Origin of the sequence: Micromonospora sp. NPDC050695 (genome assembly GCF_040654415.1) — a bacterium.
GTDB lineage: Bacteria > Actinomycetota > Actinomycetes > Mycobacteriales > Micromonosporaceae > Micromonospora.
Window position 1 is genome coordinate 112,770 of the sequence record NZ_JBFAHZ010000002.1, and the last position, 22,934, is coordinate 135,703.

At 73.6% G+C, this 22,934-nt stretch carries 17 protein-coding genes and 3 pseudogenes; 10 read left to right on the plus strand and 10 right to left on the minus strand.

Going from position 1 to position 22,934, the window contains the following annotated elements:
* Nucleotides 1-9 precede the first annotated feature (9 nt).
* From AB0H52_RS02120 to AB0H52_RS02135, 4 genes are read right to left on the minus strand one after another with little or no spacing between them, the layout of a single operon-like run.
* The gene (locus tag AB0H52_RS02120) at nt 10-828 is read right to left on the minus strand and encodes a class I SAM-dependent methyltransferase (protein WP_151490276.1); all 819 of its coding nucleotides are present in this window, start codon (nt 826-828) and stop codon (nt 10-12) included.
* A complete protein-coding gene (locus AB0H52_RS02125; RefSeq protein ID WP_225854540.1) occupies nt 825-1,904 on the minus strand; it encodes a glycosyltransferase family 4 protein in 1,080 nt (359 codons plus the stop codon). The genes AB0H52_RS02120 and AB0H52_RS02125 overlap by 4 nt, the downstream gene beginning before the upstream one ends.
* A complete protein-coding gene (locus AB0H52_RS02130) occupies nt 1,904-2,302 on the minus strand; it encodes a 6-carboxytetrahydropterin synthase (RefSeq protein WP_151490277.1) in 399 nt (132 codons plus the stop codon). Before AB0H52_RS02130 ends, AB0H52_RS02125 begins: the two co-directional genes overlap by 1 nt.
* 2 nt (nt 2,303-2,304) lie before the next feature.
* Nucleotides 2,305-3,288: a zinc-binding alcohol dehydrogenase gene (locus tag AB0H52_RS02135; RefSeq protein ID WP_151490278.1), complete on the minus strand. Its 984-nt coding sequence runs from the start codon at nt 3,286-3,288 to the stop codon at nt 2,305-2,307.
* 93 nt (nt 3,289-3,381) lie between these two features.
* Between AB0H52_RS02135 and AB0H52_RS02140 the strand changes: the two are divergent.
* From AB0H52_RS02140 to AB0H52_RS02155, 4 genes and pseudogenes are all read left to right on the plus strand, one after another.
* A pseudogene (locus AB0H52_RS02140) lies at nt 3,382-4,071 on the plus strand (CDP-alcohol phosphatidyltransferase family protein); the annotation flags it as partial.
* Nucleotides 4,072-4,403: 332 nt separating this feature from the next.
* Nucleotides 4,404-6,005: pseudogene (locus tag AB0H52_RS02145) on the plus strand (sulfatase-like hydrolase/transferase); the annotation flags it as partial.
* Nucleotides 6,006-6,099: 94 nt separating this feature from the next.
* Nucleotides 6,100-7,194, plus strand: a pseudogene (locus AB0H52_RS02150) (choice-of-anchor A family protein); the annotation flags it as partial.
* Nucleotides 7,195-7,287: 93 nt separating this feature from the next.
* On the plus strand, nt 7,288-10,944 hold the full coding sequence (locus AB0H52_RS02155; RefSeq protein WP_357944821.1) for a hypothetical protein: 3,657 nt from the start codon (nt 7,288-7,290) through the stop codon (nt 10,942-10,944).
* Between the two features lie 120 nt (nt 10,945-11,064).
* On the opposite strand, the gene AB0H52_RS02160 is transcribed toward AB0H52_RS02155, so the two are convergent.
* Together AB0H52_RS02160 and AB0H52_RS02165 are read right to left on the minus strand one after the other, a co-directional pair.
* Nucleotides 11,065-11,628, minus strand: coding sequence for a hypothetical protein (locus AB0H52_RS02160; RefSeq protein WP_151490282.1), 564 nt, complete (start codon nt 11,626-11,628; stop codon nt 11,065-11,067).
* 5 nt (nt 11,629-11,633) lie between these two features.
* Nucleotides 11,634-12,245 (minus strand): XRE family transcriptional regulator, encoded by a 612-nt coding sequence (locus AB0H52_RS02165; RefSeq protein WP_151490283.1) that lies wholly within the window; start codon nt 12,243-12,245, stop codon nt 11,634-11,636.
* Nucleotides 12,246-12,319: 74 nt separating this feature from the next.
* Here AB0H52_RS02165 and AB0H52_RS02170 point away from each other — a divergent pair, with 74 nt between their 5' ends.
* The 3 genes from AB0H52_RS02170 to AB0H52_RS02180 all read left to right on the plus strand — a co-directional run bounded on the left by AB0H52_RS02170 (nt 12,320) and on the right by AB0H52_RS02180 (nt 17,556).
* Nucleotides 12,320-13,894, plus strand: coding sequence for a bifunctional NAD(P)/FAD-dependent oxidoreductase/class I SAM-dependent methyltransferase (locus AB0H52_RS02170; protein WP_151490284.1), 1,575 nt, complete (start codon nt 12,320-12,322; stop codon nt 13,892-13,894).
* A 209-nt stretch (nt 13,895-14,103) separates the two neighbouring features.
* On the plus strand, nt 14,104-15,912 hold the full coding sequence (locus AB0H52_RS02175) for a hypothetical protein (protein WP_357944657.1): 1,809 nt from the start codon (nt 14,104-14,106) through the stop codon (nt 15,910-15,912).
* Between the two features lie 249 nt (nt 15,913-16,161).
* On the plus strand, nt 16,162-17,556 hold the full coding sequence (locus AB0H52_RS02180; protein ID WP_151491945.1) for an FAD-dependent oxidoreductase: 1,395 nt from the start codon (nt 16,162-16,164) through the stop codon (nt 17,554-17,556).
* Between the two features lie 12 nt (nt 17,557-17,568).
* On the opposite strand, the gene AB0H52_RS02185 is transcribed toward AB0H52_RS02180, so the two are convergent.
* Genes AB0H52_RS02185 through AB0H52_RS02195 form a run of 3 tightly spaced genes read right to left on the minus strand, consistent with a single transcriptional unit; the run spans nt 17,569 to nt 20,190 of the window.
* Nucleotides 17,569-18,336 carry a nucleotidyltransferase domain-containing protein gene (locus AB0H52_RS02185; RefSeq protein WP_151491946.1) on the minus strand — a complete coding sequence of 256 codons (768 nt, stop codon included), beginning with the start codon at nt 18,334-18,336 and terminating at the stop codon, nt 17,569-17,571.
* Between the two features lie 43 nt (nt 18,337-18,379).
* Nucleotides 18,380-19,717 (minus strand): hypothetical protein, encoded by a 1,338-nt coding sequence (locus AB0H52_RS02190; protein WP_357944660.1) that lies wholly within the window; start codon nt 19,715-19,717, stop codon nt 18,380-18,382.
* A 5-nt stretch (nt 19,718-19,722) separates the two neighbouring features.
* Entirely contained in the window at nt 19,723-20,190 is a 468-nt protein-coding gene (locus tag AB0H52_RS02195; protein ID WP_151491948.1) for a hypothetical protein, read from the minus strand.
* A 110-nt stretch (nt 20,191-20,300) separates the two neighbouring features.
* Between AB0H52_RS02195 and AB0H52_RS02200 the strand changes: the two genes are divergently transcribed.
* Entirely contained in the window at nt 20,301-21,125 is an 825-nt protein-coding gene (locus AB0H52_RS02200) for a copper resistance protein CopC (RefSeq protein WP_357944664.1), read from the plus strand.
* 50 nt (nt 21,126-21,175) lie between these two features.
* Here the strand turns inward: AB0H52_RS02200 and AB0H52_RS02205 are convergent, their stop codons facing one another.
* Nucleotides 21,176-21,562, minus strand: a complete 387-nt coding sequence (locus AB0H52_RS02205) for a DUF2267 domain-containing protein (RefSeq protein ID WP_151491950.1) — start codon at nt 21,560-21,562, stop codon at nt 21,176-21,178.
* Between the two features lie 165 nt (nt 21,563-21,727).
* On the opposite strand from AB0H52_RS02205, the gene AB0H52_RS02210 reads away from it, so the two are divergent.
* Both AB0H52_RS02210 and AB0H52_RS02215 read left to right on the plus strand, forming a co-directional pair.
* Nucleotides 21,728-22,060, plus strand: a complete 333-nt coding sequence (locus AB0H52_RS02210) for a nuclear transport factor 2 family protein (RefSeq protein ID WP_151491951.1) — start codon at nt 21,728-21,730, stop codon at nt 22,058-22,060.
* A 34-nt stretch (nt 22,061-22,094) separates the two neighbouring features.
* Nucleotides 22,095-22,931 (plus strand): oxidoreductase, encoded by an 837-nt coding sequence (locus tag AB0H52_RS02215; protein WP_151491952.1) that lies wholly within the window; start codon nt 22,095-22,097, stop codon nt 22,929-22,931.
* The last annotated feature ends 3 nt before the right edge of the window (nt 22,932-22,934 follow it).

Genomic DNA, 22,934 nt, shown 5'->3' on the forward strand with positions numbered 1-22,934 from the left:
ACGAACAGTTCATCCGCCGGCGAGAAGGTCGCTGTGCTCCACCAGCACGGTGAGCCGGCCGGCAGCCGCGTCGGCCAGCCGGCGGTGGGCGTACGACCGGGTCGGGTCGAGCAGGTCCGGGCGCTGTTCGCACGCCGCGCCCAGCCAGCCCCGGAACCATTCGGCGGCCAGGTCGGCGTGCTGCGGTCCGAGCCGCCACGGGCTGGGCCGTTCCCGCACGTCGACGCCCCGGCGCGCGAACGCGGCGGCGGTGGCCGCGACGGCGTCCGGGCCGAGCAGCCGCCGGCCGTCGACGGTACGACGCTGATGGTCGTTGAACGCGGCCTGCACCGCCGTGTCCAGCGGGTCGGCCGGGGTGAGCCGGACCCGCCCGGTCACCGAGAGGGCGAACAGGGTGGGTCGGCCGGCGCAGGCGGCCACCACCCGGTCGATCTCCTCGGCGGTGAGCATGTCCAGCAGCGCGGACGCGGTGACCAGGGCGGCGTCGGCCAGGTCGGTGGACGTCAGCCGGGTGAGGTCGCCGCAGCGGGTGCTGACGGTGACCGGGGCGCCGTCGGCGGCGGTCAGGCCGGTCATGTCGTCGGCGGCGCGGGCCAGCAGGTCGGCGTCCCGGTCGTGCAGGATCCAGTGCTGCTGGCCGGGCAGCCGGGCGGCCAGCCACCGACCCATCGAACCGGTGCCGCTGCCCAGGTCGTGGATCACCGTCGGGCGCCCGCCGGTCAGCCGGGGTCGCACGGCGTCCACCAGATCCTCGGCGCGGGCCGCCGCGTCGGCGGGCTCGCGCAGCCGCAGCCAGTCGGCGAACGGCAGGGTCTCCTCGACGGTCATGCCGCCACCTCCTCCAGGACGGCGGCCAGCGACGCGGTCGTCACCGGCCAGTCGGTCAGGGTGTCGCGTCGGGCGAGGGCGGCGCGTCGCAGCCGGGCGCGCAGCGCGTCGTCGCCCAGCCAGCGGGCCAACGAGCCGGCCAGCGCGGCCGGGTCGCCCGGGGCGACCAGCAGCCCCGGCAGGTCACCGTCGGGGGCGTGACCGAGCGCCTCCGGCAGGCCCCCGACGTCGGTGCCCAACACCGGCAGGCCACGGGCCAGCGCCTCGGTGACGACCATCCCGTACGTCTCCCCGCGCGACGGCAGCACCAGCAGGTCGGCGCCGGCGTACGCGGCGTCCAGCGCCGCACCGGTCAGCGGTCCGGCCAGCCGGATCCGCTCGACGAGGCCCGCACCGGCCATCCGCGCGCGCAACCGGTGTACGAGGTCCGGCTCCCGGTCCAGCGTCCCCGCGCAGACCAGCGTCCAGCTCAGCCCGGCGAGCGTACACAGGGCGTCGACCAGCACGTCGTGGCCCTTGTGCCGGGCGACCGCCGCGACGCAGAGCAGCCGGTCACCGGCCGCGGAGCCGGGTGCGGGCGGCGCCGGCGTCACCCCCGGGGGCGCGGCCCTGATCCGGTCGGCGAGCAGCGGATGGCGGGCCACCAGCGCGCGGCGGGTCCACTCGCTGGTGGCGACGACGGCCCGCGCGGTGGCCAGCGCGCGGGCCTCGGCCTCGTCGTCGAACGGCAGGTGCACGAGGACGACCAGACGCAGCCGCCGGGCGTGCGGGGCGAGCAGATCCGGCACGGTCGAGGCGATCAGGCCGTCGAGCAGCACCACGGCGTCGTCCGGCAGGCCGGCGAGCAGCCGGGCCAGCTCCGCCCGGTCGGCCGGGGCGGGCCGCGGCCACGCGCCGGGCACCGGATGCTCCCGTACCGGCCAGCCCTGCTCGCCGAGCCCCGCGCAGATCCGCCGGTCGTAAAAGTTGCCGCCGCTGGGCGTCGCCGGGTCGTCGATGTCACCGGGCAGGACGACGTGCACCGTACGACCGGTCGTGACCGGCCCGCCGGCGGGCGCCGCGCGGCCCGCGGCGATCACAGCGACCGCCCGTAGCTGGCCCACGCGACGTGTGACTCGTGCAGGGTGACCGTGATGCCGGCCAGCTCCCGCGCTCCCGCGCCCAGCTCGCCGGCGTGCACCCGGTCAGCCAGCCGGTCGGCGACCGTACGGGCCAGCACCTCGGTGGTGGTGTTCACCCCGGTGAACGCCGCCTCGTCGTCGAGGTTGCGGTACGTCAGCTCGCCGAGCACCGCGCGCAACTGCTCGGTGGCCAGGCCGATGTCGACGACGATCCCGTCGGCGTCCAGGTCGGGTCGCCGGAACGTCGCGTCCACCACGAACGTCGCGCCGTGCAGGCGCTGGGCCGGGCCGAACACCTCGCCCCGGAAACTGTGGGCGATCATCATGTGATCCCGAACGGTCACGCTGAACACGGTCACTCCCCGTCGTCGTAGGTGATGAGGTGGCAGAGCGCGGGCAGGTTACCCGTGCTCAGGTTGGCGAGGACGTCGGGCAGGTCCGCGAACCTCGACGCGCCGGTGATCAGCGCGTCGAAGGCCGGGTCGTCGAGCAAATCCAGGGCGAGCGCCAGCCGGTCGGTGTAGCTGCGCCGTCCCCGTCGGGCGGGCGCCACCATGCCGACCTGGCTGCTGCGGACGGTCAGCCGTCCGGAGTGGAACGCCCCACCCAGGGACACCTGCACCTGGCGGTCGCCGTACCAGCTCAGCTCGATCACGGTGCCCTCGGGCCCGAGCAGGTCCAGGGAGCGTTGCAGACCGGCGGCGGTGGCACTGGCGTGCACCACCAGATCCCGGTCGCCGGTCGCGTCGTCCGGCTGGGCGAACCCGACGCCGAGCGCGCCGGCCACCCCGGCCCGGCGGGGGTCGGTGTCGACCAGTTCGACCTGTACGCCTGGGAACCGGGCGAGCAGCGCCGCGACGCAGCAGCCGACCATCCCGGCACCGACGACACTGACCCGGTCGCCGACCAGCGGCGCGGCGTCCCACAGGGCGTTGACGGCGGTCTCCACCGTGCCGGCGAGGACCGCGCGGGCGGGCGGCACGTCATCCGGCACCGGCACCACGGCGTCGACCGGCACGACGTACGCGCTCTGGTGCGGGTGCAGGCAGAACACCGTGCGTCCGAGCAGGTGCGCCGGACCCTGCTCGACCACGCCCACACTCAGGTAGCCGTACTTCACCGGGCCGGGGAAGTCACCCTCCTGGAACGGCGCGCGCATCGCGGCGTACTGGTCGGCGGGCACCCGACCGGCGAAGACCAGCGTCTCGGTGCCCCGGCTGACCCCGGAGTAGCGCGCCCGGACCAGCACCTCGTCGGGGCCCGGGGTGGGCAGCGACACCGGCCGGATCTCGGCCGTGCCGGGCTCGCGCACCCAGCAGGCGTACGCCTCGCGGATCACCGTCGCGCACCTCACCTTTGCTCCCGGCCGAACCGAACGGCCACTTTTTCCGTGTTCCCTGTCGGGGTCGTCGATCATAAACACGGAGGTACGGTGCCCACGGTTCGAGGTGGTCCGGCGATCGGGCTGAGCGCGCAACTGGCCGTGCTGGCGGCGCTGGCCGCCACCGTGGGGCTGGGCGGTGCGGGCTGGCTGGTCGGGACCGGCTACGCGGTGGTCACCTGCCTCGCGTTGAGTCGGGGTCTGCGCCGGGCCGGCGCGTCCCGCCTCGGCCCGGCCGACCGGGTGACGTTGACCCGGGCCGTCCTGGTCGGCGCGGTCACCGCGCTGGTGGTCGACTCGTTCGTCCGGCCCGCGCCGGTGGCCCTGCTGGTGGCGGTGAGCGCGGTGGCGTTGCTGCTGGACGCGGTGGACGGCCAGGTGGCGAGGCGCACCGGCACGGTGAGCGCGCTCGGCGCCCGCTTCGACATGGAGGTCGACGCGTTCCTCATCCTGGTGCTCAGCGTGTACGTGGCACCGTCGACCGGCGCGTGGGTGCTGGCGATCGGCGCGATGCGGTACGCGTTCGTCGCGGCCATGGCGGTGCTGCCGTGGCTGAACGGATCGCTGCCGCCGCGCTTCTGGCGCAAGGTGGTGGCCGCCGCGCAGGGCGTCCTGCTGGCCGTGGCCGCGGCCCGGGTGCTGCCGCAGCCGTGGACCACGCTGGTGCTGGTGGCGGCGTTGGCGCTGCTGGTGGAGTCGTTCGGCCGGGACGTGGCGTGGCTGTGGCGCCACCGCCCGGCGCACCAGCGGCCCCGGCCGGCGTCGGTCCCCGTCACGGTGGCGCCGGCGAGGGTCACCGCGCCGCGCGTGCCCGCGCCGGTGGCACTGCCGCTGCTGCCGTCGGGCGGGCACACGCCGGTCGTCGTGCCGCCGCTGGTGCCGGTGCGCGCGATGGCGGCCCGCTCGGGCGCTACGGTCCACTCCGACTGGAGGCTGTGATGACCCTTCCCGACCGGTTACGCCGGCTGGCCGGCCGGCTGCGCCCCCGCTCCGCCGTGGCCGGCGACGCGCCTGGGCGTACCCCCGGGGTCTCGCCCGCGCGGCGCGGCCGTGCGCGGCGGGCGCTGGCGCCGGTGGGCGCGGTGCTGGCGGTGGTGCTGGTGTACGCCGTCCTGGTCGGCCCGGACCGGCTCGGCGAGTTGACGCCCGGCGCGTTCCTGCGCATCCCGCTGGAGGGGCTGCTCGTCGCCGCGCTGCTGCTGGCGCTGCCGGCGCGACCCCGGCGGGTGGTGGTGGCCGTGGGCGGGCCGCTGCTCGGCCTGCTGGCCATCGTCAAGCTCGCCGACCTGGGTTTCCGCACGGCCCTCGACCGGCCCTTCGACCTGGTGCTGGACTGGTTGCTGCTGGACGACGCGTTCGGTTTCGTCCGGGACTCGGCCGGTCGGGCCGGTGCGGTCGGCGCGGCTGTCGGCGCGGTGCTGCTGATCGGCGTGCTGTTGCTGACGGTGACGGTGGCGCTGCGGCGGTTCGGTGCGCTGCTGGTCGGCCACGAGCGGGTGGCGACCCGGGTGGTGGCCGCGCTGACCGTCGCGTGGGTGGTCTGCGCCGTCGTGGGGGTGCGGATCGTTCCGGGCGTGCCGGTGGCCGACGCCGGCGTCACGACGCTCATCGGCGCGCACGCCGACCAGGTCGACGCGCGACTGCGCGACCGTGGACGGTTCACCGCCCAGATCGCCGCCGACCCGTTCCAGGACGTGCCCGGTGACCAGCTGCTCACCGGGTTGCGCGGCAAGGACGTCGTCCTCGCGTTCGTGGAGAGCTACGGACGCGACGCCGTGCAGGATCCGGAGCTGGCGCCGCAGGTAAACGCGGTACTCGACGGCGGCACCGAGCGGCTGCGCGCGGCCGGGTACGACTCCCGCAGCGGCTTTCTCACCTCCCCCACCTTCGGCGGCGGCAGTTGGCTGGCGCACGACACGCTGCTGTCCGGGTTGTGGACGGACAACGAGCAGCGGCACCGCAGTCTGCTGGCCAGTGACCGGCTCACCCTCAACGGCGCGTTCCGGCGGGCCGGCTGGCAGACCGTCGGGGTGCTGCCGGCGGCCACCCAGCCCTGGCCGGAGCGGGGTTTCTTCTCCTACGACCGCTACTACGACGCCGAGGCGCTCGGCTACCGGGGGCCGAAGTTCAGCTACGCCCCGATGCCCGACCAGTACACCTTGTCGTTCTTCCAGCGGCAGGTCCGCGCCGACGCGGACCGCCCGATCATGGCGGAGATCCCCCTGATCTCCAGCCACTCCCCGTGGACGGCGGTGCCCCGGATGATCGGCTGGGACCAGGTCGGGGACGGCTCGGTCTACCACGGCCAGGCGACGGACGACGGCGGCGATGCCGATGACACCGGCCGGGCCCGGGCCGGATACCGGCAGGCCATCGCGTACTCCCTGGAGGCGTTGGTCTCCTACGTGCAGACGTACGGGGATGACGACCTGGTGCTGGTCTTCGTCGGCGACCACCAGCCGGCACCGGTGGTCACCGGCGAGGGGGCCAGCCGGGACGTGCCGATCACCATCGTCGCGCGGGACCGGGCGGTGCTGGACCAGGTCGCGGGCTGGGGCTGGCAGCCGGGGCTGCGGCCGGGGCCGGCCGCTCCGGTGTGGCCGATGGACACCTTCCGGGACCGGTTTCTGACCGCCTTCGGGCCGTCGACGCAGCCGCTGGCCGCGCCACGCTGATCATGGGCGGCCGATCGAATCGGACAAAACCCCCATAACTAGATAATTACCTCGCTACGCTCCCCTGGCACATCGGACACACAACGGGGGCGTGATGAGGGTTTCGTCGTGGGGTAGCCGCAGGTCGCGGGCGGCGGCGCTGGTCGCCGTCGGTGGCGTGCTGGCAGTCAACGGTCTACTGGTACCGGTGCCGGCCGCGTCCCCTCCCAACCCGGTACTGGTGGCGGTCGACGCCATCGGGCCGGTCGACCCGGTCGCCGAGGCGCTGAGCTTCGGGGTGATGACCGAGGGCAACGCGAACCTGGTCGAGAACGAGAACGAGGGCACCGCCGCCATCGGCGGTGATCTCACCTTCGGCAACTACCAGCTGGCCAACGCCACGGCCGGCTCATTCGTCGTACCCGGCGACGCCAACCCGAGCGCCCTGGTCGTGGGCGGCCGGGTGAACTTCGCCGGCAGCGTCGGCGGCACCCGCCTCCAGGTGCTCTCCAACGGGTACGCCAAGGTCGGCAACCTCACCGGCACGTTCGTCCGCGACACCGACAACAACGGCGCCCAGGTCAACACCCGGATCCTGCCGTCGGACAACTACGACGCGTCACCCCGGGTCGAACTGGTCACCCGGCAGCCGGTCCCCAGCGTCGGACCCACCTCGCCGATCAACTTCGCCAGCGCCTTCGCCGCCTTCCGGGACACCACCGCCGGTCTGGCCACCTGCGACAACACCGTCGTGCTGCGGACGCCCAACGGCGACGTGCTGCCCCGGCCGATCCCGCCAGGCAGCAACGCCGTGGTCACCCTCACGCCGGGCGTGACCAACGTGCTGAACCTGACCGCCGCCGACCTGGCCAACATCCAGATCCTGACCTTCGCCAACCAGCCGACCGCCGACACCCCACTGCTGGTCAACGTGGACACCAGCGCCGTCGGCAACACCTTCGCCTGGACCGCCCCGAACTTCGCCGGGATCGGCGGGCCGCAGGCGCGCTACGTCCTGTTCAACTTCCCGACCGCCACCGCGCTCACCCTCACCCAGCAGGCGGCCACGATCGAGGGCACCATCTACGCCCCCAACGCCAGCCTCACCGACCTGTCGGCCAGCAACACCGAGGGCAGCGTCATCACCCGTACGCTGGACCACCGCGGCGGCGAGATCCACTACTTCCCGTTCAGCACCACGCTGTCCTGCCAGGGCGCCACGCCTGCCGACATCGACCTGATCAAGTCGTCGACCACCGCGGTGATCACCAGTGTCGGCCAGCAGGTGCCGTACTCGTTCCACGTGGTCAACACCGGCGGCGTTCCGCTCACCAACATCTCGGTCACCGACGTGCAGACCCCGCCGTCGTCGAACGCCAACCTGGGGCCGATCACCTGCGCGACCACCACCCTCGCCCCCGGCGCGCAGACCGAGTGCACCGCCACCTACACCGTCACCCAGGCCGACCTGGACAACGACGGGGTGACCAACACGGCCACCGTCCAGGGCACCCCGCCCGACGGTCCCCCGGTCGTCTCCGATCCGGAGACACTGACCATCCCGGCGGAGGGTCTGACCGCCGCCCTCACGGTGGTGAAGTCGTCCACCACCGCGTCGATCGGCTCGGTCGGCCAGCAGGTGCCCTACCGGTACCTGGTCGCCAACACCGGCGGCGTGACCCTGACCAACGTCGCCATCACCGACGTGCAGACGCCACCATCGTCGAACGCGAACCTCGGCCCGATCACCTGCCCGGTCACGACCCTCCCGCCCGGACAGACCACCACCTGCACCGCGACCTACACCGTCACCCAGGCCGACCTCGACAACAACGGCGTCACCGACGTCGCCACCGCGCGCGGCACCCCGCCCAGTGGCACCCCGGTCACCTCGCCACCGTCGACACTGACCATCCCCGAGGCCGGACTGACCCCGTCGATCGCGGTGACGAAGACCTCCACCGCCGCGTCGATCACCACCGTCGGGCAGCAGGTGCCCTACTCGTTCCACGTGGTCAACACCGGTGGGCTCACCCTGACCAACGTCACCGTCACCGACGAGCAGGCGCCACCCTCGTCGAACGCGAACCTCGGGCCGATCACCTGCGCCGCGACCACCCTCGCGCCCGGTGCGCGGACCGCGTGCACCGCCACCTACACGGTCACCCAGGCCGACCTCGACAACGACGGGGTCACCAACACCGCCATCGCACACGGCACCCCGCCCGGCGGCGGCGCCCCGGTGAACTCGCCGCCCTCCACGCTGACCCTGCCGGAGACCGGTCTGGTCCCCTCGATCGGCATGCTGAAGACCTCCACCACCACCGAGATCACCACCGTCGGGCAGCAGGTGCCGTACTCGTTCCACGTGGTCAACACCGGCGGGTTCACCCTGACCAACGTCGGCGTCACCGACGTGCAGACCCCGCCGTCGTCCAACGCCAACCTCGGGCCGATCACCTGCGCCGCGACCACCCTCGCCCCCGGCGCGCAGACCGAGTGCACCGCCACCTACACGGTCACCCAGGCCGACCTGGACTTCGGGTCGGTCACCGACACCGCGACCGCGCAGGGCACCCCTCCCGGCGGTAGGCCGCCCGTGCAGTCCCCACCGTCGACGTTGATCATCCGCACCGGCGCCGTCTTCCCGGCCATCGCGCTGGTGAAGTCGTCCACCACCGCGGCCATCAGCTCGGTCGGCCAACAGGTGCCCTACCGGTTCCTGGTCGCCAACACCGGCGGCGTCACCCTGAACAACGTCACCGTCATCGACGTGCAGTCCCCGCCGTCGTCGAACGCCAACCTCGGCCCGATCACCTGCGCCGCCACCACCCTCGCCCCCGGTGAGACCACCGTCTGCACCGCCACGTACACGGTGACGCAGGCCGACCTCGACAACGACGAGGTCACCGACGTCGCCACCGCGCGCGCCGTTCCGGCGGGTACGGAGGAGCCGGTCGAGTCCGACCAGGTCGTGCTGACCATCCCGGCGGCCGACGTCACGCCGTCGATCTCGGTGGTGAAGTCGTCCACCACCACGTCGATCACCACGGTCGGACAGCAGGTGCCCTACCAGTTCCTCGCGATCAACACCGGGGGCGTCACGTTGACCAACGTGAACGTCACCGACGTACAGACCCCACCCTCGTCGAACGCGAACCTCGGGCCGATCACCTGCCCGCAGACCACACTCGCGCCCGGCGAGGCGACGGCCTGCACCGCCACCTACACCGTCACCCAGGCCGACCTCGACAACAACGCGGTCGTCGACGTCGCCACCGCGCACGGCACACCTCCGAACAGTGAGACGCCCGTCGACTCGCCGCCGTCCACGCTGACGATCCCGGAGTCCGGGCTGGTCCCCGCGATCTCGGTGGTCAAGGTCTCCGACGTCACCACGATCAGCACCGTCGGGCAGCAGGTGCCGTACCGGTTCCACGTGGTCAACACCGGCGGGCTCACCCTGACCGCCGTCAACGTCACCGACGTCCAGGCGCCGCCCTCGTCCAACGCCAACCTCGGCCCGATCACCTGCGCAACCACCACCCTCGCGCCGGGTGAGTCCACGGCGTGCACCGCCACCTACACGGTCACCCAGGCCGACCTCGACAACGACGGGGTCACCGACACCGCCACCGCGCACGGCACCCCGCCGGGCAGCGAGACACCGGTGAACTCGTCGCCCTCGACGCTGACCATCCCGCAGGCGGGGGTCGTCGCCGACATCGAGGTGATCAAGTCGTCGACCACGGTGGCGATCACCGCGCCGGGTCAGCAGGTGCCGTACACCTTCCTGGTGGTCAACACCGGCGGCTTCACGCTCACCGAGGTGACCGTCAACGACACCGTGCTGCCGCCGTCCCCGCGCGGCGAGTTGAGCCCGATCACGTGCGGCCCGCAGGACACCCCGAACGGCGAGGTGACCCTCGCGCCGGGCGCGTCCATCCAGTGCCGGGCGACCTACACGGTGACCGCGGAGGACTTCACCGGCTCGTCGCTGCGCAACGTCGCCACCGCCACCGGTACGCCGCCGGTCGGGCCGCCGCCGGTCTCGCCGCCGTCGCCGCTGGACATCCCGATCCCGCACCCGGCGATCGCCATCACCAAGTCGGTCACACCGACCGTGGTGTCCGCCGCCGGTGACGTGATCACGTACCAGTTCGTGGTGAGCAACACCGGCACGACCCCGCTCAGTGCCGTGACCGTCGACGAGACCGAGTTCTCCGGCACCGGGACGCCCGGGGCGATCACCTGCGGCACCCCGCCCGTCGCCAACGGCAGTGTCTCCCTGCCGGCCGGGGCGAGCACCACCTGCACGTCGACGTACACGGTCACCGCCGCGGACGTCGAGGCCGGCCGGATCACCAACACGGCCGTCGCCGCCGGCACGCCACCGACCATCCCCGGGCAGGACCCACCCGCACCGGTACGCTCCGGCCCGGCCACCGCCGAGGTCACGGCCACCCGGGGTGCGGCGATCACGGTGGTGAAGTCCAGCAGCACCGACAAGATCACCCGGCCGGGCCAGCAGGTGCCGTTCCAGTTCGTGGTCACCAACACCGGGCAGGTGACGCTGACCGACGTGACGGTCACCGACACCCCCACCGCGCCGGCCTCGCCGGCCAACCTCGGCCCGATCACCTGCGGTCCGGACCGGACGCCCAACGGGTCCGTCACCCTGGCGGCGGGCGCGACCGTGACCTGCGCGGCGACGTACACGGTCAGCAAGGCCGACTACCACCACGGTTCGCTGCGCAACAACGCGACCGCGACCGGCACCCCGCCGGACGGCCCGGCGCCGGTGGCACCGGAATCGACAATCACCATCCCGGTGAAGGGCAAGCTCCCGATCACCGGTGAGTCGTTCCCGATCGGAGGCTGGATGGCAGCCGGTGTGCTGGCCGTGCTCCTCGGTGCCACGTTGCTGCTGATCGTCCGGCAGCGCAGGCTCCGCGCCTAGCGCGGACCGTTCGTGAGGGTCGGACCGGAGGGGAACCGGTCCGGCCCTCGCACGGACGCGGTGACCATCCAGGAGCCGTCGGTCTCGCGAACGGTGAAGGTCAACGGAAACGGCGCACCGTCACCAGTGGCTCACGACGATGCCGGTACGCCCTCCAAGAAGTCCGCGGATATCGGTAATCAGCGCGGGTGAGCAGGGCGGCCAGTTGAGGAACGTCACGGCGGGGGCGCCGATGAGTACGCCGAACTGGCCGCTCCAGTCGCCCACCGGCCCGCTCCAACCGCACTGGTCGCACGTGAACCCCGGCTCGTGACCAGCGGTCATCCACGCCTCCAGCCAATCGGCGGAGTCGGTGTACGACGCTGGTGCCGCGGCCGCGCACTTCGCGCATCGCGGCGCCTCGTCGTTCTCCACCGGGTGGTAGACGTCACGCTCGCCCCGGATGTCGACCCCGTTGTTCGCCGTGTCGAGGAAGCTGTCAAACCAGTCGACCGGCTCAACGACCGCCGTACGCGCGGCTGGACCTGGTTTCCATTCGCTCGGCTGCCAGAGCGCGTCACGACAGTCGTTGGGGACGATCACTCCACGGGCCAGCAGCAGGCCCTGTACGCCGAGGACGATCTCCTCGCGCGCGGCGGACGAGGTGTCGTCCAGCCGGACCACGGTCACGCTGTGCTCACTCACGTGGATCACCCCGCGTCCGCTGGTGCGTCCCTGCCGGGCGTGGCGGGGCGGGCGCGGACGTGCAGCCGTTCCCCCTGCGGGCCGTAGAGGCTCAGAGCCTCGGCCGTGCCGGGGCCGGGGTTGAGGATGAGGTGCGGGACGCGGGTGTCGAATTCGGCCACCTCGCCCGGCGTCAGGATCAGGTCGCGGTCACCGAGCACCAGGCGCAGCCGACCGGAGAGCACGTAGAGCCACTCGTACCCCTCATGGGTCTGTGGGGTTCGGCCCCCGGCGGACGGGTCCGGCGGGAAGATCTGCTTGAACGCCTGCAGGCCGCCCGGTCGGCGGGTCAGCGGCAGGTACGTGACGCCGTGGATGACGATCGGTTTGGGGCGTATCCGGGGGTCGCCGGTGGCCGGAGCGTCCACCAGCTCGTCCAGCGCCACCTGGTACGCCCGGGCCAGCGGGAGCAGCAGTTCCAGGGTGGGCCGGCGGGTGCCGGACTCCAGCCGGGAGAGGGTGCTCACCGAGATGCCGGTCAGGTCGGCGAGCTGGGTCAGCGTGGTCCCCCGCTGGTGGCGCAGGGCGCGCAGCCGGGGGCCGACGGCCGCCAGCGCGGCGGAGTCCTCGTTTGCCATAACGGCAAGGATACTTGCCACCTGGCCGGCGTCGACGGATGGTGGGTTGAGCCAACAGACCAAGGGAGCGACCGGTGGACGAGACATACGACGTGGTGGTGGTGGGCGGCGGCGCCGCGGGGCTCAGTGCAGCCCTGGCGCTCAGCCGGGCCCGGCGGTCGGTGCTGGTCATCGACTCGGGTGAGCCGCGCAACGCGCCGGCCGGCCACGTGCACAACTACCTGGGACGGGAGGGCACGCCGCCGGGCGAGCTGCTCGCGATCGGGCGGGCCGAGGTGGCCGGGTACGGCGGGCAGTTCCGCACCGGACGGGTGGAGGCCGCGAGCCGCGACGACGACGGCTTCCGGCTCACGCTCGACGACGGGAGCGCGGTGCGGGCCCGCCGGCTGCTGGTGGCCACCGGGCTGACCGACGAGCTGCCCGACGTTCCCGGGCTGGCGCAGCGGTGGGGCCGCGACGTGCTGCACTGCCCGTACTGTCACGGCTGGGAGGTCCGGGACCGGCGCGTCGGCGTGCTGGCGACCGGCCCGATGGCCGCGCACCAGGCCGAGATGTGGCGACAGTGGAGTTCCGACGTGCTGCTCCTGCTGCACGACGCCCCCGCACCGGACGAGGAGACGGCCGAACGCCTGGCCGCGCGGGGCGTCGCGGTGGTGCCCGGACCGGTCGCCGCGCTGGAGGTGACCGGGGACGCGCTCACCGGCGTACGCCTCGCCGACGGTCGGGTCGTGGCATTGGACGCGGTCGTCGTCGGGACCCGGACGACCCCGCGCGCCGACCTGCTGGTCGGGCTGGGCCTCGCCCCGGAGGAGGTGACGATGGGCGAGCACGTCATCGGCGCCCAGATCCCGGCCGACCCCACCGGCGCGACGACCGTCGCGGGCGTCTGGGTGGCGGGCAACGTCGCCGACATCCGGGGACAGGTCATCACGTCCGCCGCGGCCGGGCTCACCGCCGGAGCGGCGATCAACGCCGACCTGATCGCCGAGGACACCCGCGCGGCGGTGACCGCCTACCGGCAGATGGTGGCCACGACGTTCGAGCAACCGGCGTGGGAGGAGCGGTACCGGTCCAAGCCGGCGGTGTGGAGCGGTCGGCCGAACCCGCAGCTGGTCGCCGAGGTCGCCGACCTGCCCCCGGGACGGGCGATGGACGTGGGCAGCGGCGAGGGCGCCGACGCGGTGTGGCTGGCCGAGCGGGGCTGGCGGGTGACCGCGGTGGACATCTCGACCACGGCGCTGGCGCGCGCCGCCGAGTACGCCGACACCGCCGGCGTCGGTGACCGCATCGAGTTCACGCACGCCGACCTGCGCGAGAAGCCGCCGGCCGAGGAGGCGTACGACCTGGTGTCCGCACAATTCATGCACCTGCCCCCGGTGCAGCGCCGGGAGCTGTTCGCCCGGCTGGCCGCCGCGGTCGCTCCGGGCGGGGTCCTGCTGATCGTCGGGCACCATCCGTCGGACCTGTGGGCGTCGGCGCACCGACTGCACATGCCGGACATGATGTACACGGCCGAGGACGTGGCCGCCGACCTGGACCCGTCCCGCTGGGAGATCCTGGCCGCCGAGGCCCGCCCCCGCGAGATCACCAACCCCGAAGGCACCACCACAACCCACCACGACGCCGTTCTGCTAGCCCGCCGCCGCTAGCCCCACCCCACCCCCGCCTGCGTCGATCATGGAGTTGTGCTGGGTGACAAAGCCGGCGGATGACGATCTTCCGGGCACCACAAGTCCACGATCGACGCAGGCGGGGGTTGGCGGGGGCGGGGGCTTCGCACGAGGGTGGGCTCGGCGGTAGCGTTGCGCCACACTCACGGACCGCCGGCCCTGGCGCCCGATCGTACGGAGGATGGTGCATGTCCATCGGCGCTGAGCCGCTCGCGGTACGCGACGACGCGGCCTCGCGGCCGAGCTTCGAGCTCGCCCTGCGCGGCTACGACAAACGCCAGGTCGACCGGCACCTGGAGCAGCTCGACGGTCAGCTCACCATGCTCAGCAAGGAGCACGGTCAATCGGCCGTCCGGGTCCGTGAACTGACCGCCGAGGTGCAGCGCCTTCGGGCCGAGCTGGCCGGTCTGCAGGAACAACCGGTGCAGGTGGACCGGGCCTCGTTCCAGGATCTGGGACCCATGGTCGGCGAGATCATGGCTCTCGCCGAGAAGCAGGCCGCGATGATCACCGAGTCGGCCACCGACCGGGCCAACGAGCTGCGTACCGAGGCGGAGCGCATCCTCCACGACACCCGTGAACGGGCCGCCCAGGCACGCCAGGACCTCGCCGAGGAGCTGGCGACCCGGCGCACCGAGCAGGAGCAGGCCCACGAGGAGCGGCGCAACCTGGCCGAGGCCGAACTGACCGCGATCCGCGAACACGCGGAGCAGCTGCGCGCCGACGGTGAGGCGGCACACGAGCGCGCCCAGCACGAGGCGAAGCGGATCACCGAGCAGAGCGCGCAGCAGCTCAACCAGACCAGGGTGGCCGCCGACGCGTTGATGAAGTCGGCCCGTACCCAGATCCAGCAGGAGTTGCAGGCGGCCCGCGCCAAGAACCAGCAGGAGATGGCGCAGTGGCAGGCCGGCGTGGAGCGGGAGGTCAACGAACGGCGGGCCGCCGTCGAGCAGGAGATCGCCGAGCAGCAGGCCGCCGCCGAGCAGGAGTTGGCCGAGCAGCGCAGCGGCACCGAGCAGCAGATCGCCGCGCTGCTGGCGGAGGCGCAGCAGCACGTGACCGAGCTGCGCAACCGGGCCGACGAGCAGGCCGCCAGCCACCAGGAGCAGCTCACCGCGTTGCAGCAGGAGATCGCGGAGCGCCGGCAGGAGGCCGCGCAGCTCAACGCCGAGGTGGACACCGCCGGCCAGCAGCTCGCCGAGATCCGTGCGGAGGGCGAGGCGCTGGAGAACGAGCTGTCCCGGATGCAGCAGCGGCTCAGCGAGGTCCGCCGGGACCTCACCGCCGAGAGCGCCCGGCTGGACGAGGCCCGGCGCGCCGGGGACTCCGCCGAGCGGCACGCCAAGGAGGTACGTGCCCGGGTGCAGCGGGAGGCCAAGCGGGTCGCCGACCTCGCCGCCGCCGCGGTCATGGCCGCGGCAGCCGGCGGTACGGAGACCGCGGAGTACCCGATGGTGGGTACCCGCTCCGACCGACCCACACTGGACCGCCTGGACCGGCCCACCCTGGACCGGCCCGCCCTCGACCGGATCGCCATCGACCGGCCCGCCCTCGACCGGCCCACTCTCGACCGGCCCGCCCTCGACCGGATCGCCATCGACCGCCCCGCCGTTGACCAGCCCGCGCAGGACCAGGCTCGTGTCGACCAGCCGGCCGACGACCACCCGCATGCCGAACAGCCGGCCGACGACCACGCTCGCGCCGACCGGCCGGTGGTCGACCACGCACACGTGGACGACGCACACGTCGACCGCGCACAGGTCGACGACGCACAGGTCGACGACGCACCCGGCGAGCACGCACCCGGCGAGCCCGTACACGTCGAGCAGCCGGTCGACGACCGGGCCGACACCGAGCGGCCCGGCGGGTCGGGCGGGCCGGCGGCCGACGACGTCCGGCCGACCTACCCACGGCGCATCGGCACCGACACGCCCACGCCGGTGCCGTTCCTGGCCTTCGGGCAGCCGGTGAGCGAGAACGGCACGGCCCGACACTGACCTCGGCCGGCGAACGCCGGCGGGCACGGCCCGCAGCCATGCTCGGTGATCTGGTGCGGAAAAGGAGGTCAGGAACGGGCCTGGGACCTCCTTCTCCGCACCTGGTCACGCTCAGGAGCCGCAGCGGGAACGCGGGCGGATTCTGCCCGGAACCGGGGCGACGGTCTCCTCGGAGCTGACAGGCTGGGCGGGTCGTCGCGCACCGGCGGCGACCCGCCGGTCTGATTCGGCGACCGAGAGGAGCGCCCGGTGACCGACCGACCGGAGGACTTCGACCTGCTCGTGGTGGGCGGCGGCAAGGCCGGCAAGACGCTGAGCATGGACGTCGCCCGGTCCGGCGCACGGGTGGCGATGGTCGAACGGGCCATGATCGGCGGTAGCTGCATCAACGTCGCGTGCATCCCGACCAAGGCGCTGGTCACCAGCGCTCGCGCTGCCCGGCACCTGCGCCACGCGGCAGCGCTCGGCCTGGTGGTCGAGGGCGGGCGGGTCGATGTGGACCTGCTGCGCGCGCACAAGCAGGACGTGGTCGAGGGCATGGTCGCGGCCAACCGGCAGCAGTTCCTCGACTCCGGTCTGCACCTGGTGCTCGGTCAGGCCCGGTTCGTCGGCCCCCGGACGGTACGCGTGACGCTGGCCGACGGTGGCGAGCGGCTGCTGCGCGGCGCCGACGTGGTGATCAACACGGGTACGCGTCCGCATCTGCCGTCGGTGCCCGGGTTGGCCGACGCCGGGGTGCTGACCAGCGACAGCCTGCTGCGCCTGGACCGGTTGCCGGCCCGGCTGGTGGTGCTCGGCGGCGGGACCGTCGGGGTGGAGTTCGCGCAGATGTTCGCGTCGTTCGGCAGCACGGTGACGGTGATCGAGGGCGCCCCTCAGCTGCTCTCCCGCGAGGACCCCGACGTGAGCGACGCCGTGCTGCGGGTCTTCCTCGACGACGGCATCGACGTACGGGTCGCCATGACGGTCGCCCGGGTGGATCGTGACGCCGACGGCACCGCCCGGGTGACCCTGGACGACGGCAGCGTGGTGACCGGGGACGACGTGCTGGTGGCGGCCGGTCGGGCACCGGTCACCGACGGGCTCGGCCTGGAGACCGCTGGCGTCCAGCTCAGCGAGCGGGGCTTCGTGGTGGTCGACGAGCACCTGCGGACCACCGCCGAGCGGACCTGGGCGGCCGGGGACGTCGCGGGCAGCCCGCAGTTCACGCACGCCTCGCTGGACGACTACCGGATCATCCGGGCGAACCTCGCGGGCGAGCGTCGCAGCACCGCCGGCCGGCTGATTCCGTACACCGTCTTCACCACCCCGGAGCTGGCGCGGGTCGGGCTCAGCGAGACCGAGGCGCGCCGCGCCGGGTATGACGTCCAGGTGGCGCGTCTGCCCGTCGCCGCGATCCCGCGGGCGCGCACCCTGCGCCAGACCGAGGGCATGTGGAAGGCGGTGATCGACGCCGGCACCGACCGGATCCTCGGCGTGGCGCTGCTCGGCGCCGAGGCCGGGGAGGTGGTCACCTCGGTGCAGGTGGCCATGCTCGCCGGGATGCCGTGGACCGCCCTGCGGGACGCCGTCATCACCCATCCGACCATGGCCGAGGGCCTCAATCTCCTCTTTGCCTCGCTCCAGGCCCGCCCGGTGCGCTGACGCCGGCCGGCCTCAACCGGCGATCTCGTCGCGTACCCGCTGCTGGAAGGCGCGGGCCTGGCCGCCGGTCGGCGGCGGACCGCCGTGCCGCGCGGCGACCGCCCGGCGGATCACCCCGGGCGCGACGCCTGCGTCGAGCAACCGCTGCCCGGCCGCCACCTTCGCCAACCAGACGCCGTCGCGGTGGCGCACCAGCGAGCGGCAGGCGCCGAGGACGGCGTCCTCCGCACCGGGAGCGGGCCGGTCGTCGGGCGGGGTCGGTAGCGCCAGCCACCAGGACAGCGCCTCGATCAGCAGGCGACGCAGGTCGGCCGGGGCCAGGTCGGCGAAGACCTCCCCCGCCGGTGGCCCGAGCAGCGGCAGACCGCTCTGGTGCAGGATGCTGCGGTCCAGCCCGTACCAGAATCGGCCGTCGGCGGCCGGCCGCTCGGCCGGGTCGAGGGTGCACCGGAACGGCATCGTGGCACCCGTGTTCAGCTCGACCTCGAAGCCGGGCTCCGGGGTGCCGGAGGCGGCCACCGCGCGTCGGTAGGCGACCAGCTCCAGCCCACGCGCCGGGCAGGGCAACGCCTCGTGCCGAAGCCGCGCCACCAGCTCCCGCCTGGCCACCCCGGTCAACGGCCCGGCGCAGACCAACGCCACGTCCACGTCGCTGCGGCCGGGCTGGTACGCGCCGAGCCCCACCGAGCCGGCCGCGTACGCGCCGACCAGGTCGTCGCCGAGCACGTCCCGGGCGGCGGCGACCAGGTCGGCGAGGTAGCGCTGAAGATCCGAGTCCACGCCCTCATCGTGGCGTGCGGACGGCGGCGGCCCGCAGCCGGGTCTATCCCGCGTACAGCAGCAGCAGGCCGGCGACGGTGTACGCGACCATCAGCGCCAGCAGGGGCAGCTGGCCGGCGACCGCCCGGGCCCGGGGGAACAGGTACAGGGCGCGGTCGTGGGCGAGCAGGGTGCCGATCAGGTGCCCGAGGATGATGACGGTGATCTGGAGGGTGGCCACCCCGGAGGGTGTGACCAGGCCGGTGTGCGGCTGCCAGCCGGCGGTGCCGAGCCAGTTGGCACCGGTGCCGAACGGGTCGGACAGCAGCGCGACGGTGCGCTGGCCCTCCAGGATCAGCAACGAGTAGTAGTGCGCCACCACGTACCCCACGGCGATCGGCACGATGGAGTGGGCGATCTCGCCCGGCACGTCACGGGCCTGAACCGGTCCGGCGCCGCCGATACGGGCCGCGGCGCCGGTGGCGGCGAGGTACGCGATGGCGACGGCGGCGACGACCAGCGTCAGCCCGGCGCTGCCGGTGACCGCCGGGGGCAGGCCGTTCTCCTGGGTGAAGCGCAGCCAGCCGGGCGCGTTGGAAAGGCTGTCGTACATGGTGGAGCCCAGCAGCACGACCACCACGGCGACCAGCCCGGGGCGCGGTCGCAGGCCGGCCATGCCGTCGAGGGGGTTGCGCCACACCAGCACACCGTCGGCGGCCCGGCCGATCGGGGCGACCTGACCGATCAGCGTGCTGTACGCCTCGAACGGGTCGGCCCGGTCGAACCAGCCGGAACCGAACAGCGCGGCCCCGACCAACAGGACCACGGCGTACCCGGCGAGCCAGGCGGTGATCACCGGCAGGGTGGCCCGGTCGGGTGCGACCAGTTCCAGCCAGACGAAGCCGAACAGGGTGCCGGCGGCCGGCCAGATCCCGACGCCGACCGGCAGGTCGCGGACGCCGCGCTCCGGGTCGCGCCGTGCCGCGAGTGCGGCCAGCAGGTGCAGGGTTCGCAGCGGGTTGACGGCCCGCCAGACCGGGCCGAGCAGCAGCGACGCGGGCACCAGCCCGACCCAGAGCAGCACGTAGAGAGCGCCCGCCGTCGGGTTGTCGGCGGTGTCCGGGCCGGCCAGGCCCAGGCCGAACCAGGCGGCGGCGAGCAGGCCGAGTCCGCGCAGCGCCCACCGGACGGCGGGCGCGTCGACGAGGCCGGCCAGCCAGCGCGGCACCGGACGGCCGCCGGTCGCGTCCCGGTCGAGTCGCGGCTCTCGCCAGAGCAGACCCAGCGCGAGGAACGTGACGACGAGGGTCAACGCGGCGGCGACGACGAGCTGCGGCAGGGTGATCGGCAGGTCCTGCCGCCCGCCGACGCCGTGCGCCAGCAGCGTGGGAGTGGCGGTCATTCCGCTCAGCGGACGACGAGCTGGAACAGCACCAGCTCGGTCTCGTGGGTCTCCACCTCGAACAGCCCGGTCTTGTCGGCGCGGAACTCCACCGAGCCGGGTGCGCCGGCCGGCAGCCGGGCGCCCAGGTCGTACCCGTGCACGTGCAGCTCGTCGGAGACGTCCGACGTGACCGTGATCCGGACCAGCTCGCCCTTACCGACGGTGACCCGCCCGGTCGGCGGGTCGATCCGCCGCTTCGCGATCTTCACGGTGATCTCCCGGTCCACGGCCGGGGTGCTGGTGGTGGCGGCCGGCGTCGGGCTCACCGCCGCGGTGGTGGCGGCGCTCGGCGGGGCCGCGGACGTCGGTGCCGCCGAGGGGGTGGCCACGGACGGGTCGTCGTCCTGCCCGCACCCGGTGGCGAGCACGGCGGTGAGCAGGGCAGCGGTGAGGACGGCGGACGTGCGGGCGGCGGGGGTACGGACGAGCACGGGCGGACTCCGAACGACGCGAGGGGGACGGGGGTCGGGGGTCGGACAGATCGTCGGGGATGCGAACTCTACGTCTTGTTCGCCGGCGGGGAAATGACCATGATGAACGAATGCGATCGAGGCTGGTCACTGTCCGTAACGTCCTGACCCGAGCCGCGGTGGCGGTGGCCGCGACGGCGGTGGCGTCGCTGCTGCTGCCCGCGGCCCCGGCGTTCGCACACGGCCAGTTGGCGACCTCCACCCCGCTGACCGGCACCGTGGTGCGCGAGCCGCTGGCACAGGTCGCGTTGTACTTCACCGAGAAGCCGGCCGCCAACGCCCACTTCACCATCACCGGGCCGAACGGGTCGCGGGTGGACAATGGCTGGTCGTTCGGTGAGCCGAAGCGCCTGGACAAGGCCATCACGGAGTACTTCATGGTCAACGGGGTGTTCGAGCCCCGGCTGTACCACACCGGCTTCCCGGCCGTGGTGACCGTGGCGCACTGGCCGGCGAAGGGCAAGTACACCGCGACCTACCTCTCCGTCGCCTCCGACGGTGAGGAGGTGCGGGGTGCCGTCACGTTCGACTACCAGGGCCCGGGCACGGCGGCGCCGGCCGGTTGGACGGCACCCACGAACGGCCCGGAGCCGGCGCTGCTCGCGCTGGCCGAGGGCGAGCACTCGGCGTCCGCCGCGCCGGCCACGACCGGTGCGCCGGTGGCGGAGCCGACCGCGCCGTCGCCGTCCGAGGGTGGGCTGCCGCCGTGGCTGCTACCCGCCGGCCTGGTGGTGGTCGTGGGCGCGATCATCGTGGTGGCGGCCCGGCGCAGGCCCGCCCCGGGTCGGCCGACCGGCGCCGCGCGTCGACCCCGGGGCGCCACCCGCCAGTCCGGCGGCACCTCCCGCCAACGTGGCGGCTCGAGCCGCAAGCCGGCACGCCGTGGCCGACGCTAGCACCGATGGCGGGGTCTGACCGGCAGACGGTCAGGCCCCGCCCCGGACGGTCAGGGACCGTGCGGCAGCGGCTGCGCCAACGCCCGCAGGTCCGCCGGGAGTTGGGACAGCGCGTCCTCGAACTCCCGGTGCCCGACCACCCGGTGCATCGTCTGGAGGACGGCCCGGGTGCCCCGCTCGGCGGCGGGCCGGTCGACGCCGGCGCGGTCGGCCACCCTGCGCAGGAACTCGTCGAAGCCGAACGCCTCCGGCGGCTCGGCGGCCTTGACCAGCAGCGGGCTCAGCTCGTTGGCCAGGTGGGGTGCGAGCGCCGCGGCCTCCCCGCCGCTCAGTCGCTCGGTGAGGGTACGCAGGACCGCCTCGGTCAGCGGACGCGCCTGCTCCGGCGACACATTCGCCCGTGCGGCAACCTTGTCGACGAACGTCAGCTCGGCCATACCCCCGCCTCTCGGTCCGTAAGGCGCGTGGCTACCCGAGCCCGGCGGCGACAAACCCGGCACGTTCTGTTCGTTGCTCCGCGCCACCCCGACCCCGTCTCGTACGGTGGGGTGGACCGGGAAACGGCGGCTGCCCGAGGGCGGCCCGCGGCGCAGGAGGAGCAGATGGCGGTCGACCTGCCCGACGTGATCGACCGGTACTTCCGGGCCGTCGACGACGGCGACCTGGACGCCTTCGTCGCCTGCTTCGCCGACACGGCGAGTGTGGCCGACGAGGACCGGCTCTACGACGGGCGGGCGTCGATCCGTGCCTGGCGGCAGAAGACGATGGACAGCTACTCGTACACGGCCGAACCGCTGCGGGTCACGCCGCAGGCGGGCGACTCGTATCAGGTGCTCGCCCGGGTGAGCGGCACTTTTCCCGGCAGTCCGGTCGAGCTGCGGTACCGGTTCACTGTGCGCGACGGCCTGATCGGCGCCCTGGACATCCGCCCGTAGCACGCGGCGGGTCCGCCCGACAGGAGGAGCCGGCGTGTCGCGAGTCTGGCTCATCACCGGTTGTTCCACCGGCCTCGGTCGGGCGCTCGCCGAGGCCGTGCTGGCCGACGGCGACCGGCTCGTCGCCACCGCCCGCAACCCGACGCAGCTCGCCGACCTCGCCGACCGGTACGGCGACCAGGTCCGGACGGTGTCTCTCGACGTCACCGACCCCGCCGCGGCCCGGACCGTGGTCAGCGACGCGGTGGACGCCTTCGGCAGACTGGACATCCTGGTGAACAACGCCGGGTACGCCGACGTCGCCGCGATCGAGGACATCTCGGAGGACGCGTTCCGGGCGCAGATCGAGGCCAACTTCTTCGGGGTGGTCAACCTGTCCCGGGCCGCCCTGCCGCCGATGCGCGAGCAGCGGCGTGGGCACATCGTCCAGGTCTCCAGTGTCGGCAGCCGGGTGGCGAGCATCGGGTTGGGCGCGTACCAGGCCGCCAAGTGGGCGGTGAGCGGCTTCTCCGGCGTGCTCGCCAGGGAGGTCGGGTCGTTCGGGATCCGGGTCACCGCGGTCGAGCCGGGTGCCCTGCGGACCGAGTGGGCCGGATCGTCGATGAGCGCGTTGCCGATCAGCGAGCCGTACCGGCCGGTCATCGAGCCGGCCGTCGAGCGCCTGCGTCAGGCCAACGGCACCCAGCCGGGCGATCCCGCCCGCGCCGCTCAGGCGATCATCCAGATCACCCGGGTCGACGACCCGCCGGCGCGGCTGCTGCTCGGCGCCGACGCCGTGGCGGGCGCGACCGCGGCGGCCGACGCCCTCGCCGCCTCCGACGCGCGGTGGCGCGAGCTGAGCGAGTCCATCGTCTTCGACGCCAGGTCCTGACCG